Here is a 17,822-nt window from a genome sequence, read left to right as displayed (position 1 = left end):
AAATCATCCCGTTCAGTGAGATGAAGGGAGAAGACGGAACAGCCATGAGATCACCCTGCTGCTATCCGTCGGCATCGGAACCTGGTGATCCGCTGGGAGCTAAGCTGAATGATGCTTCTCGTTCGAATCGGTTTTTTTGATCGGCAGGAGTTACAAATGAATTTGGCAGATTATGTTTCAGTGCTTTCTGCAGGCGATAAAATAAACGGATGCCAACTCGCCCCCTCAGATGCAGTGTCCCTCGCCAGTCTGCATTTTCCTTCCCGTGCCTATTGTCTTGTTGCTGATTGGGCAATTTTGGATCTCGACATTACAACACGTCAGCGAAAAGCCATTACGGATAGACAGCTAATTCCTGCTCTCGTTTACGCTTTGACCGTTATCCAAGACAGTAAAGGCCGCTTCCCGCCTGGTGATTGGGTCCGAACAACGCTGGGTGTTTCCTTCACTCACGACTGCTTATTTCGAACAAAAAACACAGTTTATGTGCTGATGGGGTCCGGTCGAAGGTTGCGCACGGATTTAAACATCGCACTGAGCCTGTGCTGAAAAAACGCTATTTCCGCACAGGTGAGTGACCGGTCGCGCTCACATAATATTTCGGCCTGAATGAACGCTCTCGATGTAGTGTCAATCTATGTTGTTACCAATCGAGCCCCGTATTTGAAGTGCGACCCATCTGTGTCAATCTATGTTGTTGTTGCCTTTACCCCGAATCATCCTACAGACCCCGATTTACGGGAGGGGCTGTGTCAAACTATGTTGTTGATAACCACCTTCGATGAACACCCCCTCACAAATCCACGAGCGTTTGCACAACCGCCGATTCACCGTCGCCAATAACACCCACGGGCTATCCGGCGCGGGAACGGTGTTTCATTACCTTGTTGAGGGAGATGCCATTTCCAGTACCTACCAAGGCGGTCGCATCCGCCTGGGTACGCAGGTCGGCCGCGTCACAGGCCCAGACGTTATCGAGCTGCTGTATCAGTGCCTGACACTGGAAGGTGAGCTGCTGGCCGGCTGGTCGCGGGGCATCATCGGTGTCGATGCTGCCGGGCGTACCACGCTGAGTTTCGTGTGGGGTTGGTTGTCGGGGGCGACGGGAGGCGGGGAGTCGAACTACGTGGAGCTGGTTGTATAGGCCAAAAAGAATCAGAAAAAAAATCAGAAAAATGTTTAGCAGATAGTTGTATAAAATCTTGGATTTATCCCGTTATTATTGGACCTTAAAGGAAAACAGATTCGAAAAAAAATCGGAAAATGGTGAGGAAAATGACGCAGAAGTTCATGTCCGGTAATCACTGGTTGGAACCTGTCTGGCCATCGCCAGGTTTTCCTGCGTCGATTTTACGTACGGCAGAGACGCTATCGTTTCGTGCCGGAAAACTCACGGGTTTGCTCCCCGAGAACACCGCTATTCGCATCGGCGGCCTGATGCGGATCACCAATAGTTACTACAGCAACCTGATTGAAGGCCAATTCACCGAGCCTGCTACGTTATCTACACGAGTACCCAGGCGCGACTCCAAAGAACTGCGTGAGCTGGCCGAAAGTCACATCGGCGTTCAGGCGTTACTGGAGCGAACAGTACGTCGGCCGAAATCAATTGACGCGCCTTGGAGCGTGTTCTTTGCCCCTGAATTCATTTCTGTCATTCATCGCCGCCTTTTTACAGGTGCCAGCGACGACGACTTGCGGCTGAGTGATGGGCGCTTAATGGTGCCGGGTCAATTGCGTGATAGTGCACAACGCAATGTCTTGGTGGGTGATCATGCAGCGCCTGCCTGGGAATCCGTCGCCCCCATGCTCACCCGCCTTCAACAGGTATATGGGGGGCAACCTGATCTGACGTCGCGAATTCTCAGCGCTCTTGCTTATCACCATCGTCTTGCGTTTATTCACCCATTTGAAGATGGCAATGGCCGAGTCGTGCGCATGATTACGCACTTGCAGTTGATGCGCCTTGGGCTAGCGTCCCCGCTTTGGTCACTTTCTCGGGGGCTGGCACGAAAACAGGATGAGTACTATGGACGCTTGCGTGCAGCGGACCAGCCGCGTCGCGGTGATCTCGACGGTCGTGGTCAGCTGACTCAAAGTGGGTTGTTCGAATTTGTAGAGTTCATGCTGCAAGTCTGCATTGATCAGATGGAGTATGTAGAACAAGCGATGGGCCTGGTAAGTCTGCGTCAGCGGCTTGAGAGAGTGATTGGGCTTGAGGAGCGATTCATTGGGGCTGGAGTGAAGCCGGAAATGGCCAAGGCCATCCATATCCTGCTAACTCAAGGTGAGATTGCCCGAGCGGACTTCAAAATCTTTTCTGGGCTGCATGATCGCGTAGCAAGTGATCAGCTTAAAAAGTTAATTGATTTGGGCGTAGTTGAAGCGCCGTCTGCCAAGTCACGCTCGATTTTTCCCGGCCTACCCGTATGGTTCGCGCAGATGATATTCCCTGATCTTCATCGGCGCTTTTACTGAGCCAGGGGTCAGAGGCGGCTTATCACGGCACAAACTCCACCCTCAACCCCCGACTCGCACTGCGCCCCTGATCATCACTGACCCGCAGCCGATACTCCCCCGACTTAACCGGCCGCCAGTTCAATGTGGCTTGCGGCGGGCCCTGGCCGATCAAGGTTTGATCAGCAAACCAGTACAGCGTCGCCGCATCGCTGGCCGCATTCGCGTTCAGCGGGATGCTTTCCTGGGGTTGGGACAGGCGCAACTGATAGCTCACTTGAGTCAGCGGCGAGCGAATCTGCGGGGCTTCGCTCTGGTCGCTGATGCGGTTGGGCTGGCAGTTTTTCATCACGTTGGGTGGCGTGCGGCGGGGCAGGCCGGCGGCGCGATACAGGCGTTGTATGTCGCTGGGCCAGAATTCGAAGACTTCCTCGCGGGGGTATTGCGCCTCGAACGGCGGGCATGCGGCCTTGCCGGTACGGGTGTCGATCAGTACCGGGCGGTGCAGGTTGGACACGCGAATCGGTGACACGCCGGGGATGTACCAGGTCTTGCGGGTTTGCGGGCACCAGCGGTTGGGCAATTCGCCCGAGGCGGCGCAGACGTCGATGCGCACCAGGCCGGCGGGTGGTTTGTCGGCCTTGATCACGACGTTGGGCAAGGCCAGGGGCAGGGCGTCGGCGATACGGAAGAACAGCGGCGCGGCGGTCTTGGCACCGATAAACGCCGGGTTGGGGCGACCATCGAAGTTGCCCACCCACACCACCAGCACGTAGGGGCCGACCAGGCCTGCGCTCCACGCATCATGGAACCCCCAGGACGTGCCGGTTTTCCAGGCGGTGCGCCAGTGCCGCGCGGGCAGGCCATCCGGGCGTGGGTTACGGCGCAGCATGTCACGCACCATAAAGGCCGCCAGCGGGGTGAGGAGCTGCGGGCCGGTAGCCTGGGGCTGCTCCTGCAGATAGCGCAACGGCCGCAGATGGCCGTCGCCCGCCAGCATCACGTACAGCCTCGCCAGTTCCTCGGGGGTCATCTCACCGCCACCGAGGGCCAGGGCCAAGCCGTAATGGCTTTCACCGCGCAGGCCCTTGACCCCGGCGCGTTGCAGCAACCCATACAACGACGGCGACTTCACCTGGCTGGCCAGCCACACCGCCGGGATATTCCGGCTACGGATCAATGCATCCCGTGCGGTCAGCGGCCCGACAAAACTGCCGTCGAAATTTTCCGGCTGGAAGTAGCCGAAGTTACTGGGCAAATCCTTGAGGATACTCATGGGGTGGATCACCCCTTGATCCAGCGCCAGCCCGTAGAGAAACGGCTTGAGGGTCGACCCCGGCGAGCGGCGTGATAACACGCCGTTGACCTGGCCGTGGATGCCTGTGGATAAGTAATCCGCCGAGCCCACCAGCGCCTTGACGCTCTGGTCGCGGCTGTCGATCAGGATGGCCGTGGCATTTTCCACACCGGTGCTGCGCCGCTCGGCGATAAAGCCGCTGATCAGGCGTTCGAGCAGTTGCTGCAAGGGCAGGTTGAGGGTGCTGTTGAGTTCGTTGCCGGGCTGGGATGCCAACAGCTGCTCGCTCAGATGCGGCGCCAGGAAGGGGATCTGCTGGCGATTGCGGGCTTCCAGGGGCAGCTCGAGCAAACTGGCGTTACGCGGGTCTTGTGGATATGTTTCGCGCCAGTCATTCATCAAGCGCAGTCGCGCGTTTTGCAGTGACGGCCCGAAGCGTGCGCGCCGCCCCGGCTGCTGGGGAATCACCGCCAGCGCCAAGGCTTCGGACAACGACAACTGCGCCGCTGCCTTGCCGAAGTAGATGCGACTGGCCGCTTCGGCGCCTTCGATATTGCCGCCCATGGGCGCCAGGTTCAGGTACGCCTCGAGGATGTCGTGCTTGCTGTAGCGCGCCTCCAGCCACAGGGCCAAGGCCATCTGCTGCAATTTGCCGGGTACCTGGCGGGTGTTGAGATCCCACAGGCGCCGCGCCAATTGCATGCTCAAGGTCGAGCCGCCCTGGCGTTGGCCGCCGCTGTAGGTGGCCAGGGCTGCGCGCAGCAACGCCGGGGGATTGATCCCCGGGTGCCAATGGAAATTGCGGTCTTCCTTGAGCAGCAAGGCCTCCACCAGTGACGGCGAGATGCGCTCCAGCGGCAGCCATAAGCGGTATTGGCCGTCATCCGCCAGGGTCATGCGCAGCAGCGAACCGTCATCGGCCAGCACCACCCGTGACGACGTCACAGCCTGTTCCAGCGGAGCGTGGGGCCATAGCCGCAGCCCCGCCAGCACCAGCGCCGCTGCCAGCAGCGGCGCCAGGTGTTTAAGGCTTGGTAATTTCAAGCTGGCCTACTTTGCCGCGCCCTTGCAGGGTGGGTTCGTACATGCCTTCGGCGTAGGCCGGTGGCGTATTGAACGTGCCGGCGTTGGTGGCGCGCACGCGATAGACGAAGGTGCCTACGTCGCGCAGTGCCGTGCCGTACAACACCACCCGATCATCACGCACATCCACGTAGTCCGGCTGCCAGTTGCTCAGCTCGGTTTCGCCGATGGGCGCTTGCCAGGCATCGGCTTCTTGTTCGCTTTCTTCTACGTATTCGGACGCTTCGCCTTCACTTTCCTCGCTGCTGGCGGCTTCCGGCTCCGGCGGCAAGTTATACACAGGCTCGACGCCACCGGGCAGCAGGTCGACCACCGCCACTTGCTGCACCTGGTCACGGTCGGTGGCACGCAGGCGCAAGCGCACCAGGAACTCATCGCCCACCGCCACTGTGCTCACCGGGTCGCCTTTGAGGTCGAGGTATTCGTGGATGATCTCCAGCCCGTTGTTGATCGGCTTGAGCTTGGCACCCTTGTCGAAACCGGCTTCGCTGAGCATATAGAACGCCGCCGGGCCGTCGGATTTTTCCATCAGCAGTTTTTGCGTGGCGCCCGGTACCGCCGCGCGCGGTGGCTGGCCGACCATTTCCAGCAGTTGTTGCTGCTTGTCGCCCAGCCAGGCAGTGGCCTTGAGGGTCATATCGCTTTGCGCGCGCTGGCCGTAGTTGTCCAAGGCCCGCAGTAACAGCGCCGCCGACAGCGAGTTGTAGCGCTGTTCGTTGAGGCGCTTGCCGAGTTTATCCAGCAGGGCGGTAGGAACATCGTCCAGCAACTCGGGGAAATGGCGAGCGAGCAGATGCAGGTGCTCGGCATCGTGGACCAGCGGGTCGTAATACAGGCCGTCGCTGTCCCACTTATCCACAAGCGAACGCCAAGGGATCTTGCGGAACACGGTGTCGGCCTGGCGATCCTGCTTGAGCAGTTTGTAGCTGGCCGCCAGGTAGGCGGCGCCCAGGTCGTTCTGCCAGCTGTCCTTGAAGTAGCTTTCGTAGCGTTCGCGGATATCGCTCAATGCGCCGCTCACCAGAATCCCCTGACGACTCAACAGGTAACTGGCGTAGGCACGGTTGCGCAATTCAGACAGGCCTTCGCTCGGGCCGTTGGCCAGGTCGGTCAGATAGCTGTTGGCGCGCACCAGCAGGTCTTCCGGCACCGGCAGCCCGCGTTCCTTGGCTTCGATCAGGAAATCGGTGGCGTACAGGCTGGCATAGGGCGCCACATCCGGGTTGGCGGCCCACAAACCAAAGCCGCCGGCCTGGTTCTGGCGCTGGCGCAACATGCGCACCGCGCTGCTGAAGGCCTGTTCTGCCTCGGGTGCGGTACCGCCCCAGATCAACGCCGGCATGGCCTTGGACACCAGTTGCTCGGTGCAGGCATAGCCGTAGTCATCCAGGTAATGCTTGAGGCCGTTGGCCCATACCAGCGGCGAGGCGGCCACACCCAGTTGTACGTCGCGCAACTGGCTGAACAGTTCACGGGTGGGCTTGAGCTCTTTGCTGGCGCTGTCGAAACGGCCCAGGCTCAGGGCCACGCGATGCTCGCTCAGGGGACGGATCGAGGTGGTTTCCGCCACCTGGATCCGCTTGCCATCCGGCAACACGGCGACAAAGCGCAAATCCGCCGAACCGAGGGTTTCGCCGACCTTGATCTTGAACTCGGTGGTGCCCTCCTTGCGCGGTTGCAGGGACAAGGTGCTGGCTTTGTCGCCCTGCACCACCAGGCCGTCGCTGGTCTGCACTTCAAACTTCACGTCTGCTGCCGCCTCGAGGTTGCTGAATACCCCGGCGCTGACGTTGAACACATCACCCGGCGCCACGAAAGCCGGCACGTTCGGCGTGATGACAATCGGGCCACGGACCTCGGTATTGGCCTCGCTGACGCCCACGCTGTCGGCGTCCACAGCCACCGCGAACAGGTGCAGCTTGCCGTTGAAGCTGTCCGGTACCTGGTAATGCAGCACGGTTTCACCGGCGGGCAAGTCCACCAACCCGGACCACCAGGCCACTGGCGGCTGGTGTTTACGCTTGAACGGGTTGAGGTGGTTGGCCAGGGCGCCTTCCGTATCGCCACCGGGCGCCGCCCCACTGAGCAGGCGGCTGAATTCCGGCAGGATCAGGTCAAGGATCTGACTGGTGCCGACTTCCAGCGCACGTTTCTGGAAGAAGAAGCCCAGCGGGTCCGGCGTCTGGTAGCGCGCTACCTGCAAGATGCCTTCGTCCACTGCATACACCACAGCACGGCCGGGGCGGTCGGCGTTGACCTTGATGTCCAGCGTCTGCCCCGGCTCGATTTTCGCCGGGCCCTCGACCTTCAACGCCATGCGCCGTGCATCCAGGTTGATGCTGAACGGCACCACCCCGTAGGACAGCGGGCTCATGTAGACCTCGGACGAGCCGATGTCGCGCACAAACTGCACGTTGACGTAGGCATTGCCCTCAAGCCCCGCAGGCACGCGGATATGTTGCACGCTGTTGGTACTGTCGGCCTTGAACCACTGCTGGGTGTAGACCTTGTCCCGCTCGATGGTGATCAGGCCCGCACCGGTGTAAGGCGCGCGGATGCTGATCGCGATCTCATCGCCGGTGGCGTAGCTGCGTTTATCCAGGCGCAGTTGCAGCTCGGCGTTGCGTTCCAGGGAGCGCGAGGTATTCCCGCGTCCGGCCACGCTGTAGTCGATCTGGTTGAGCAGGTTGCCGTTGGCGTCCTTCACTTGCAGGGTGAAATCCCCTGGGGTGGCGGTGTTCAGGGCCTGCCTGGCGCCGTCCTTGGTCATCACCAGCGGCGAGGCCGGTTGGCTGATGTTCTTGATACGCGACTCGTACTTGTAGGTGCCGTTGGACTGTTTCACCAGTACCGACACGTAGCGGTGCTCGACCACTTCGCTGGTCAGGCCATCCACCGCCAGCGGGGTGAGGTCTGGCGCGACGGCCAGCCAGTGCACCTGGCGCGGGGCGTCCTTGGCGACGTACGACAGCGAGTCCTGACTTTTCACACCCACAAGGTAGGGCGCGGACGACACCAGCAAGGCACTTTGCGCCGCCACGTTACGGCCCCCTTCGGCCTCGAACACCTGGGTCATCACCTGCAAGCGATAGGTGCTGTTGGCGAAGCGTTGCAGGTTGAGGTCGAGTACGGCCTGGCCGTTGTCGTCGACGGTGGTTTCGGCCAGGTCTTCGGTGCTGGCCTCTTCCAGGGAATCGTTGAGGCGGAAACGGTAGTCGGGGTAACGCTCGAATGCCGCGAGCGTCGGGCTCAGGGACATCTTCGCGGTGACGCGACGGCCGGCCGCCGGGGCGCCGAACAGGTGCATCGCGGTGACCTTGGCCATAACCTGGTCCGGTGGAATCCAGCCCTGTACCGGGGTGTCGTGCAGGCTCAGGCTGACCTTCATGCGGTCCGGTTCGAAATCGCGGACCTTGAAGCTGACACTGCCGAGGTCGGTGCGGGTCTGTTTCTGGCCAATCAACTGCAAGGTCGCGGTGTAGTCACCGGCGGGGGCGACTTCGCTGCTGGGGAAATCAAAGGTTTCAAAACCGCTGGCAGACAGCTTCAGCGGCTGGCGAATCACTTCCAGGCCGCGCGGGTCGGTGATCTGCAGCTCCACGGGCAGGCCTTGCAGGGCACCTTTCCAGTTGCCGCTGCGCACGATCATGCCCAGGTGCGCGGTCTCGCCAGGGCGGTAGAGGCCACGGTCGGTGAACAGGTAGGCACTGAGGCGATCAATCGCGCCGTCTTCTTCCAAACCGCCTACGTCGAAGCGCGACAAATCCAGCTGCTGGGATTGACGGGCGATCGGCAGGAACGACTGGTCATTGCCGCGGGTGACCACATACATCAGCGGCGTTTTCTCACGGCGCAGTTCATCCAGCTTGGCGAAATGCACGTGGCCTTCACCGTCGGTGTGGCCGCTGCTTACCGGCAGACCGTTGCGGCCAATGATGTCGACCTGGGCGTCGGACACCGGCGAACCGTTGCCGATGGACTGCACATACACGTCATGGCTGCCATCGCTGGAGCGCTTGGCGATGATGCCGAGGTCGGTGACCACGATAAAGCGCAGGTCAGAGGTGGTGCTGCGCGAATAGTCGAACGTGCGCTCCGCCGGCTCATCCTGAGGGCTGAGCTTGAGCACGAAAATGCCGCGACGGCCTCCGTTGGCGGTGAGGTAGTGGCTCAGATCGACGTTGTCATACACGGTTTTCGCCGGGTCCGAGGACGACAGTGCAATATCCAGGGACTGGCGTTCAACCATGCGGTCGAAATACTCGTTGCCGAAATTGGGCCGGGCAAAGCTGCCGCTGCTCTGGTCCACCAGGTGCTGCAATTGGTTGGGCAGCAAGCGCGCGATTTCCACATGGGCGCCAGGTACACCACGGGCCATGAAACCCAGGCGTTTTTCGCCATTGAGGCTGAGCAACGCGCCGTCGGAGAGGAACTGCAAGGTGCGCGGATAAGCCGGCATGCTGATCAGCGAGGCTGTCGGGTTTTTCGCCAGGTAGCCACCGATGGCTTCCAGGTTGGCGGGCACGCGCACATACAGCGCACGGCCGGCCGGGGCCTTGAACTTGAAGGCGTGCAGGGTGTTCAGCGGTTCGACGCTGGGCACGTGGGTCAGCGTGACCTTGGTACTGCGGGCCAGCAGGGCATCGTCGATGTCGTTGCTGTTATAGGGACGGGTGTCGTCCTGGGCTTTTTCCGGCAACAGCCAGGCCTGGACCTTACCGGCAATGGTGTCATCGGCCACGGCACTGGAGCTGCTGAACATCAGCACCGGCTCAGGCTCGCCGCGTTCGTTATCCACAAAGCTCACTTCGGCGCCGGTAAAGGTCAGGCGATAGCGGCCGGGCACGGTGACTTCCGCGACCAGCGGCGCGGTGCTGGCGTTGCCGCCGTCGCGGGCCTTGATGCCTTCATCCAACTTGGCGCTGACCGGCGTGCTTTCCAGCGGTGTGGCCAGGGCGGCGGAGCGCACGTAGGCGTTCAGCCTAGTCTCGTCGAAGCTGATGTCCGGGCGGTTGGGCAACTGGGCGTCGCGGTAGGCCAGGCCTTTGCCGAGAGTGACCGAAACGCGCTTGCGCAGGCTGTCTTCATCGACCGGGTGGGAAAAATGGAAGGTCGCCACCAGTTGTTTCAGCGTCGGGTTCGACGGGTCTTGATACAACTCGTTGTGTGCCAGGGTGGCGCGGAACGGCTGGGTGGAGAACTGGCTGCTGTACTGGCTGAGCAGTACGCCATCGGCCAGCAAACCTTTCCTGGCCAGATCAAGGGTGTAACCCGCTTCGATGGGCCAGTCTTTCTCCGGCACGAACAGCAGCGTGCGGTCATCGGACCAACGCCAGCTCCCGGCCACATTGGGTTTGAGGGTGATGCCTTCGGTGACCGGCTTGCCAATGGCGGCCAGCGGGGCCACCGATTCGGCAAAACGCACTTGCAAGTTATCCACAACCGGCGGTTGCTGGGTGTAGTCCGTCAGGTTGGGTTTGTGCAGCGAATAGCCCACGGTGTGGGGTTGCGGCAGGTTGGAGTACCAGTGCCAGCCATAGAAGCCAGCGGCCGCCAGCAGCACCAGGCCCAATATGCCGGCACCGGCCTGGCGCGGATAAGCGCGGGCTTTGTTACCCAGGTTCGCCAGGCCACGGCCGATGGCGCGCAGCCACAGCGGCGGATGCCATTGGCCGAAAACGGCCCCCACCACAGTCAGAAACACACCGACAACACGACGGCTGATGGCTTTGAGCGAATCGAACATGGTGAGCATCCCGGGCTAAGTGCGGCGTATCTTACAGGGTCTTTGATACAAAAGATGACGCCGATACGCCGCACGGCGGGGATGTTTACCGAGTCAGCTGCGCACGAATGCCGACAGCAGCGCGTAATCATTGGCGTCGGCAGCGCGAAGCGACTGGATGTAGCGGTGGCGAACTTCGTTCACGATTACCAGGTTACCGCGCCCCCAGGAGAAGGGAGCAAGACCACATTGCCTCAGCAGGCAATCGGTCATGAGGCGAGCATGTCTACCGTTGCCATTGGGGAAAGCGTGTAGCCACACAAGTCGATGATGAAAGCGCACGGCAATCTCTTCTGGCGGGAATACGTTGTGCTCCAGCCAGTAAGCCACGTTGTCGAGCAATTGACGCAATTTGACGGCAATCTGCGTCCAGTCACAGCCAATGTTTTTATCGGATTTGCGGAAAGTGCCAGCCCACTTCCAAGTGTCGTCGAACATTTTCACGTGCAGTTCGCGGCAGAAATGATCATTCAGCACATCCAGCTTTTTTTGCCGAGCTACCCAACGCGAGGCTTTGAGGATGTTTTGCGCCTCCCATTCATCCAGTTCGCCTTGGGTGGCGATGTGTCTCGGTTTCAGCCCAGCGACTTCGTCCGGATCGAGCGGGGTTTGACCGGGTTTAAGTTCCAGTTCTATTGCCATAGGCGTGTCCATGGACCGTCGAGCAATTCTTTGCGACGTTCATCAATCTGACGTTCGATGAAGGCATCAGAAGGACGTTGATCTTCGAGGCTCATGGAATGAGCGACGCCTAGGATTTCTTGCTTGGCCATGAGTTCGGCGCGGTCTTGGATGACTTCATGCAGGGGCTTTTTGGGGACAAGGCCGTACACGAGTTCACAGTCCAGTGCTGCCGCGAGCTTTCTTAGCTGTGCAAGCGAAATGCGATCCTCAGCTTCGGAACGCTCGGACTTGGTCAACGTCACTGAAGACACGCCCGCCATTTCGGCCTGGGCTCTTAATGAGCGACCCAACGATTCTCTGATAGAACGCAACCATCCGCCTGGCGGAACGGGTGCGCCTTTAACGGTGTTAAAGGGTTCAATAGCGCGTTCTACTTGAGAAAGGCGCAGCTTGTAGAGGTTGGAAGTACCCATGGTGAAAGACCTTTGTAAGCCTATAGGCTATCAATATTGAAATAAATATTAGCCTATAGGTATACATTAATCACAAAAAATAAGCCTATAAGCTAACAAAATACAGGATTCTGTTTGCCTATAGGCTTACAAAGCAATTCAATTTGTTAGCTTTCAAGAAGTTCAGGTCCACCAGTAGCGCACGAGGTGGAAGAAAATCGGCGCCGCAAAACATACCGAATCCAGCCGATCCAGCATCCCGCCGTGGCCTTCGATCATATGCCCCCAATCCTTCACCCCCCGGTCGCGCTTGATCGCCGACATCACGATGCCGCCGGCGAAGCCGAGCAGGTTGATCAGCAAGGCGATCAGGAACGACTGCCACGGGTTGAACGGCGTGGTCCACCACAGCGCCGCACCGATCAGGGAGGACAACAGAATCCCGCCGACAAAGCCTTCCACGGTTTTGGATGGCGACAGGTTGGGCGCGATCTTGTGTTTGCCGAACAGCTTGCCGCACACGTACTGCAGCACGTCCGAGAGTTGCACCACGATCACCAGGTAGGCGATCAGCAGCAGGTTGCGGCCTTCGTAGCCGGGGATGTCGAGGGTCAGCAGGGCGGGCACGAACGACACGCAGAACACTGCGATCATCAGCCCCCATTGCACTTTGGAGGCGCGTTCCAGGAAGTGCGTGCTGTCGCCGCCGAGGGAGGCCAGGATCGGCAGCAGCAGGAACACGTACACCGGGATAAAGATCGAGAACAGCCCGTACCAGTCCGAGTAGATCAGCAGGTATTGCAACGGCAATGCCAGGTAGAACGCGGCCACCAGGGCCGGGTAGTCGCTGCGCCGGGTCGGCGTGAGGGTGAGGAATTCGCGCAGGGCGTAGAACGACACTGCATAGAACAGCAGGATCACCGCACCGGTACCGAGCCAGAAGGCGATACCGATGACCACCACCATCACCCACCAGGCGTTGATGCGGGCGTTGAGGTTGTCGATCACCGCATTGGGCGTGCCACGGGTGCGCAGTTTGAGGATCAGGCCGATCAGCGAGGCGAGCACCAGGATCGCGCCGATGCCGCCGAATAACATCAGGGTTTGGCTATCCATCTCAGGAATGCTCCGGGGCGAGGGCGAGCAGGGCGTCGCGGGTTCGGGCAAGGAACGCGGCTTTGTCTTCGCCTTCTTCCAATTGCAAGGGGGCGCCGAAGCTGGTGGTGCACAGCAAAGGCAGCGGCAGCACGCGGCCCTTGGGCATGACCCGGTTGAGGTTGGCGATCCACACCGGGATCAACTCGGCCTGTGGGTAACTTTTGGCCAGATGGTAGATGCCGCTTTTGAACGGCAGCAAGCCGTCCTCCAGATTGCGTGTGCCTTCGGGAAAGATGATCAGCGAGTCGCCGCCTTCCAGCGCGGCGAGCATGGGCTGCAGGGGGTTATCCACAGGGTCCTTGCGCTCGCGGTCGATCAGCACGCCATTGAACACGCGGTTGATGATGTAGCGGCGTAGGGCGCTTTTGTTCCAGTAATCGCTGCCGGCCACCGGGCGCGTGAATTTGCGCAGGTTCTGCGGCAGCGAGGCCCACAGCAGCACGAAGTCGCCGTGGCTGCTGTGGTTGGCGAAATAGATACGTTGCACCGGCACTGGCGCGCAACCCAGCCACAGGCTGCGGGCGCCGGTGACGGTGCGGGCCATGGAGGTAATCAGCGTGGCGACCACGGGTTCGAACATGGGGATTCCTTATGCGGCGAAAGGCAGCCAGGGGCTGGCGAGGATCACGGCGAGGGTCAGCAGCGCTTGCGCGCCCAGCAGCCAGGCTTGTTTGCGCAGCAATTTGAGGGCGCCGCGACGGCGCTCGGTCCAGGGCCGGCCGGCCCGCTTGGGCGATTGCAGGCCAAGGGTCTGCAGGGCTTGATCGAGGTCCGCCGTGCGCTCGATGTCGCGGGCCAGCAGGGCGAACAGGTCGGCGTCAAAGGCCACCCGCAGCGCCCAGTACTTTTGCAGCAGCCCCAGGATAATCATCCACAGGCTGAGCAGCAGGCAGATGGTTGAAACACTCGCCATCAGCAACTGGGCCAGGCCGAATAACACCCCGGCCACGGTCAGGCCTGTGGATAACTGATCCAGCGAACGGCCACGGCGCAGCAGGCTGGCGACCACCTGGAGTTCCATATCAGCGGGCATGGGGCAAACCCTCCAATGCTTGACGATGAGCAGGATGCAGGACCACATGGGCCCGCGCTGTACGAATAATAGCCAGCGCTTGGTCCACCGTGGCAGCGCGCCCACTGTGCAGCAGCCAGGCGGCGATGGCGGTGGCGCTGCGTGAGTAGCCAAGGGCGCAGCACACCAGCACCGGGCCGCTTGCACGCAGGCGCTCGATGGCCTCGGCGGCTTGCTGGCAGTCGGCGGGTGTCGGGGCGATCAGGTCCAGCACCGGGATGCTTTGATACGCACGGCCTTGTGGATTAATCGGCAATTCGGCACAGAGGTCGACGATGGCGCTGAATGAATTTTGCTCTTTCGCACTGGGAATTCGCCCCAGCCAGACGTTATCCACAATCAGGTCCGGCTGTGGGTGTTTGCGTGTCCACAGGCGCGAGTTTATCCACGCCGCAGCCAGGTAGGGTGCGTACAGCCAACGCGCAGCAGGTGTAAGCCGGCCATCGCTGCGTTTTTGAAAGCCCGCAGCGCCGAGCACCAGGTAATTCGCCTTGATCAGGCCCAGGGACACCGCGGGCCAGAGCAGCCATAACCAGCCGCCGCCCAGGGAAAACGCCAGAATCGCCAGTGCCAAGGCTCCCAGGCCATAGCGCAGGCCCACGCGCCAGCGCTTCGAATCCCGGGTCAGCCGTGCATTCAGCAAGGGGCTGGGGTGTTCCACCGGCCACAGCCACACGCATAGCCAGCCGGCGAGGGCGCCTGTGGGTAAGTCGATAAAGTGATGTTGATAAGTGGTCAGCACCGAAATACCGATCAAAGCGAACCAGCCGTGCACCAGCCAGCGCCATAACCCTTGGGTGTGGCGCTGATACATGACCCAAAGGATCACCAGCAGCGCGATATGCAGTGAGGGCGCCTGGTTGAAGGGTTTGTCGAACCCCGCCAATACGGCAAACAGCCAGCCGAACACGCCATCCAGTTCCGGCCGCTCGAAGGTGAAGCGCAGCGGCCAGATCAGGAAGCAACTTACGGCGATGACCTGCGCGCTGAGCAGGCGCAGCGCGTGTTGCTTCAGCTCATGGCGGCTGTTGGGCAGCAGCAGGGAGAACCCGTAAAGCAGGTCGATGGACCAATAGGGCACTATGGTCCAGGCCCAGAACGGCATATGGGTTTCCCAGCCGAACACCAGGGTGCCGACATCACTGCGCTGGCTGGTGACCCAGGTGGCGAAGCCGTAGGTGCTGAAAAACAGCGGCGCCAACAGCAGCAGCCACAGCACCGCTGGTTTCAATAGACCGGGTTCGCGCATGGTCAGATCTTCTGGGCCAGGGACACGGTAAAGATGCCCCACTCATCCACACGCTGGGTGATCTTGCGAAAGCCCGCGGCTTCTACCAACTGGTCCATTTCCGCCTGGCTGCGACGGCGCATCACCCAGGCCTGGCCCTGGCGATGGCTGGTCAGTGCGCGGGCGATCAGTTCCAGTTGCGGGTGCCATGGCTGGCCGGTGTAGACCAGGTAACCGCCGGGCTCCACGGCTTCAGCCAGGCCGGCCAACGAACCACCGACCATGGCGTTATCGGCAAACAATTCATACAACCCGGACACCACCGCCAGCGTCGGCTTGGGTTGCAGTGCCGCCAAATCCAAGCGGTCAAACGCATCGCCTTTGACGAACTGCGCGATGTCTCCCAGGCCCTTCTCACGAATCAGCGCGCCACCGTCGCGCACGTTGATGTCGCTGTAGTCGCGCAGCAGGATCGATTCCGGCAGCGGCGACACGCCCTGCAAGGCTTCAAGAATGTAGCGCCCGTGGCCGGCGGCGATGTCGACGATGCGCACTTCGCGCTGTTCATCCCTCAGCTTGGCCATGGCCAGGCGCAGCAGTTCCTCGACGTTCAACTTGCGCTGGCGAATACCGCGCCAGCCGATGGAGTTGAGGTAGTTGGTGTCGATCATGCGGCCCAGCCCGCCTTTGCCGGTGGGCGTGTTGCGGTACACGTAGTCCAGGGTGCTGCCGGAGTCGAAGCCGGTGTCGAAGCCCAGCTTGACGCCGTCCGACAGGTTCTTGCCCAGGCCCATGCTGGCGCGGGTCAGGCGCCAGTACAGGTCGCGCAGGGAATTGCGCGGCAAGGGCGCTGCGAGGGATTCGGATTCGGCGCAGGTGGCGCCCAGTTTGTCGGCGTCCAGCAGGGACGCACGGTCCAGCGGGTGTGCGAAGTTCTGCAGGATAAAGCGCCTGGCGCTGCTCACGGCCACCGCGCGGTCACGCTCGCCGAGGGTGTCGTGGAAAAAACCGGGGAGGATATGCAGTTCTTTTTTCAGGCTGCCAAGGCGGTCGAAAAATTGCTGCTGGGGTTTGCGGTGCACCACAAAGTCGGCGCCCGAGACCAGCAATTGGGTCGGCACCTGGATCGCCTGGGCATCGGCGACAACCCGGTCGGCGGCTTCGTACAGGCCCAGCAGCACGTTCACCGAGATGGCCTTGGTGATCAACGGGTCGCTGTCGTAGGACGCCACGCGCTCCGGGTCATGGCTGAGAAACTTGGCCTTGACGTAACTGTTGACGAAGAAGTTGCCGCGAAACCTGCGCATGAGCGCCAGGCCCGGCCGGGCAAAGGGCACGTACAGCTTGACCTTGAACGCCGGGGACGCGAGCACCAGGGCGCGGATTTTCGGCGCGTAGTCATGCACCCAGGTGGCTGCGATCACCGCGCCGACACTTTGGGCAATCACGGCACAGTCTTCTTCCTCGATGCCATAGGTGGCGCCGATATGGTCGCGGAAAGTTTGCACATCACGGGCGCTGGTGGCGAAGCTCGGGCTGTCGCCGCGTTCGCCAGGCGATTGGCCGTGACCCCGTGCGTCCCAGGCGAAGAAGTCGAACTGCGGCAAGTCCAGTTCATCCACCAGGTGCGCGATACGCCCCGAGTGCTCATGGCCGCGATGGAACAGCAGGATCGCCTTGCGCGGCTCGCCGTCCGCCGGCGCGCTGGCCGGCCAATGACGGTAGAAAAGCTCGACGCCGTCATGGGTACTGAAGGTGTGCTCTTGCTGTTCGCGCATTGCAAAATCCTTATGCAGAAGGGGAGATAGGTTGTTCTTCTTTCAAACCCTGGCGCACCCGGTTGACCAGGGTGTAGGCGAGCAGGGCGGCGACCAGCCACATCACCGTGTCGACCCAGCCAGCGCCGAGCCAGCCCAGCGCTACACCGGTGGCCAGCACGCCGAGGACAAACGCGCGGTCACTCTTGCCCATCGGCCCGTCATAGCGCCGTGACGCGCCGACCATCGGCCCCAGCACCCCGGCGTATTCGCTGAACACCGCCAGCAGCGCCACCAGCAGCACCGGCACCAGGCTCACGCCGGGGATCAGCGCGAAGGGCAGGATCAACGCACTGTCGGCAATCACGTCGCACAATTCATTGAGGTAGGCGCCCAGGCGCGACTGCTGGCCGAATTCCCGGGCGAGCATGCCGTCGATGGCGTTGAGGGCCATGCGCAGGATCATCCACAGCGGGATCAGCGCAAACAGCCACAGGTGCTGGGCGAAGCTGGCGATCAACAGGCCGACCAGCAGGGAAATGACCCCGGCGAGCACGGTGATCTGGTTGGCCGTGGTGCCATTGTCATAGAGGCGCTGCACGAGGGGACGCAGCAGGTTCTGAAACCGCGGTTTGAGCTGATAGATCGAAATCATGGGGGTGACGCTTCCTTGTCCGAGAGCCCGCGAAAAACTGCCTGGAGTGTGCCGATTATTCATGGCCTATACCAGTGATGGCGCGTGTTTATGGGGGTTTAGTCACGATCTGGAAAGCACTGAAGGACAAATGTGGGAGGGGGCTTGCCCCGGTACAAACCGGGGACATCGTTTACATTTCTAACCGGGGACATGGTTTACAGGCTAATACGCATGATCAGGAGGTAACTGATCATGCCCTGGAACCAAGAGTC

Annotated in this window: 13 protein-coding genes; 3 read left to right on the top strand and 10 right to left on the bottom strand. The window is 61.1% G+C overall.

Annotation, left to right across the window (positions count from 1 at the left end):
* Positions 1-108: 108 nt before the first annotated feature.
* The 3 genes from J1N02_RS13200 to J1N02_RS13190 all read left to right on the top strand — a co-directional run bounded on the left by J1N02_RS13200 (position 109) and on the right by J1N02_RS13190 (position 2,478).
* Entirely contained in the window at positions 109-549 is a 441-nt protein-coding gene (locus tag J1N02_RS13200) for a DUF6957 family protein (protein WP_130205488.1), read from the top strand.
* A 232-nt stretch (positions 550-781) separates the two neighbouring features.
* Entirely contained in the window at positions 782-1,144 is a 363-nt protein-coding gene (locus tag J1N02_RS13195; protein ID WP_092355982.1) for a hypothetical protein, read from the top strand.
* Positions 1,145-1,275: 131 nt separating this feature from the next.
* Complete coding sequence (locus J1N02_RS13190; protein ID WP_256221397.1) at positions 1,276-2,478, top strand: Fic family protein; 1,203 nt, start codon at positions 1,276-1,278, stop codon at positions 2,476-2,478.
* Between the two features lie 22 nt (positions 2,479-2,500).
* Here the strand turns inward: J1N02_RS13190 and pbpC are convergent, their stop codons facing one another.
* From pbpC to J1N02_RS13140, 10 genes are all read right to left on the bottom strand, one after another.
* Positions 2,501-4,798 (bottom strand): penicillin-binding protein 1C, encoded by a 2,298-nt coding sequence (pbpC, locus tag J1N02_RS13185; protein WP_421147404.1) that lies wholly within the window; start codon positions 4,796-4,798, stop codon positions 2,501-2,503.
* Positions 4,779-10,583, bottom strand: coding sequence for an alpha-2-macroglobulin (locus J1N02_RS13180; RefSeq protein ID WP_421147403.1), 5,805 nt, complete (start codon positions 10,581-10,583; stop codon positions 4,779-4,781). The genes pbpC and J1N02_RS13180 overlap by 20 nt, the downstream gene beginning before the upstream one ends.
* Positions 10,584-10,676: 93 nt before the next feature.
* A complete protein-coding gene (locus J1N02_RS13175) occupies positions 10,677-11,264 on the bottom strand; it encodes a mobile mystery protein B (RefSeq protein WP_421147402.1) in 588 nt (195 codons plus the stop codon).
* Positions 11,255-11,719 carry a helix-turn-helix domain-containing protein gene (locus J1N02_RS13170; protein WP_027608185.1) on the bottom strand — a complete coding sequence of 155 codons (465 nt, stop codon included), beginning with the start codon at positions 11,717-11,719 and terminating at the stop codon, positions 11,255-11,257. Before J1N02_RS13170 ends, J1N02_RS13175 begins: the two co-directional genes overlap by 10 nt.
* A 162-nt stretch (positions 11,720-11,881) precedes the next feature.
* On the bottom strand, positions 11,882-12,814 hold the full coding sequence (locus J1N02_RS13165; protein ID WP_017528659.1) for a phosphatidate cytidylyltransferase: 933 nt from the start codon (positions 12,812-12,814) through the stop codon (positions 11,882-11,884).
* Between the two features lies 1 nt (position 12,815).
* On the bottom strand, positions 12,816-13,436 hold the full coding sequence (locus J1N02_RS13160) for a lysophospholipid acyltransferase family protein (RefSeq protein ID WP_027608186.1): 621 nt from the start codon (positions 13,434-13,436) through the stop codon (positions 12,816-12,818).
* Positions 13,437-13,445: 9 nt separating this feature from the next.
* Entirely contained in the window at positions 13,446-13,889 is a 444-nt protein-coding gene (locus J1N02_RS13155) for a hypothetical protein (protein ID WP_027608187.1), read from the bottom strand.
* Positions 13,879-15,177 (bottom strand): phosphatase PAP2/dual specificity phosphatase family protein, encoded by a 1,299-nt coding sequence (locus tag J1N02_RS13150; protein WP_027608188.1) that lies wholly within the window; start codon positions 15,175-15,177, stop codon positions 13,879-13,881. Before J1N02_RS13150 ends, J1N02_RS13155 begins: the two co-directional genes overlap by 11 nt.
* A 2-nt stretch (positions 15,178-15,179) precedes the next feature.
* Entirely contained in the window at positions 15,180-16,934 is a 1,755-nt protein-coding gene (locus J1N02_RS13145) for a bifunctional alpha/beta hydrolase/class I SAM-dependent methyltransferase (protein WP_421147401.1), read from the bottom strand.
* A gap of 10 nt (positions 16,935-16,944) precedes the next feature.
* Positions 16,945-17,568, bottom strand: coding sequence for a CDP-alcohol phosphatidyltransferase family protein (locus tag J1N02_RS13140; protein WP_027608190.1), 624 nt, complete (start codon positions 17,566-17,568; stop codon positions 16,945-16,947).
* Positions 17,569-17,822 lie beyond the last annotated feature (254 nt).

Origin of the sequence: Pseudomonas sp. NFX5 (assembly GCF_049132125.1) — a bacterium.
GTDB classification, from domain to species: domain Bacteria; phylum Pseudomonadota; class Gammaproteobacteria; order Pseudomonadales; family Pseudomonadaceae; genus Aquipseudomonas; species Aquipseudomonas marginalis.
Note: the sequence above shows the minus strand (reverse complement) of the source record. Positions and strands in the feature narration are given on the sequence as shown.

Coding starts and splice junctions, on each gene's coding strand:
- J1N02_RS13140 (WP_027608190.1), bottom strand. CDS start 17,568: ATGATTTCGATCTATCAGCTCAAACCGCGGTTTCAGAACCTGCTGCGT.
- J1N02_RS13180 (WP_421147403.1), bottom strand. CDS start 10,583: ATGTTCGATTCGCTCAAAGCCATCAGCCGTCGTGTTGTCGGTGTGTTT.
- J1N02_RS13200 (WP_130205488.1), top strand. CDS start 109: ATGATGCTTCTCGTTCGAATCGGTTTTTTTGATCGGCAGGAGTTACAA.
- J1N02_RS13195 (WP_092355982.1), top strand. CDS start 782: ATGAACACCCCCTCACAAATCCACGAGCGTTTGCACAACCGCCGATTC.
- J1N02_RS13145 (WP_421147401.1), bottom strand. CDS start 16,934: ATGCGCGAACAGCAAGAGCACACCTTCAGTACCCATGACGGCGTCGAG.
- J1N02_RS13165 (WP_017528659.1), bottom strand. CDS start 12,814: ATGGATAGCCAAACCCTGATGTTATTCGGCGGCATCGGCGCGATCCTG.
- J1N02_RS13160 (WP_027608186.1), bottom strand. CDS start 13,436: ATGTTCGAACCCGTGGTCGCCACGCTGATTACCTCCATGGCCCGCACC.
- J1N02_RS13170 (WP_027608185.1), bottom strand. CDS start 11,719: ATGGGTACTTCCAACCTCTACAAGCTGCGCCTTTCTCAAGTAGAACGC.
- J1N02_RS13150 (WP_027608188.1), bottom strand. CDS start 15,177: ATGCGCGAACCCGGTCTATTGAAACCAGCGGTGCTGTGGCTGCTGCTG.
- J1N02_RS13190 (WP_256221397.1), top strand. CDS start 1,276: ATGACGCAGAAGTTCATGTCCGGTAATCACTGGTTGGAACCTGTCTGG.
- J1N02_RS13175 (WP_421147402.1), bottom strand. CDS start 11,264: ATGGCAATAGAACTGGAACTTAAACCCGGTCAAACCCCGCTCGATCCG.
- J1N02_RS13155 (WP_027608187.1), bottom strand. CDS start 13,889: ATGCCCGCTGATATGGAACTCCAGGTGGTCGCCAGCCTGCTGCGCCGT.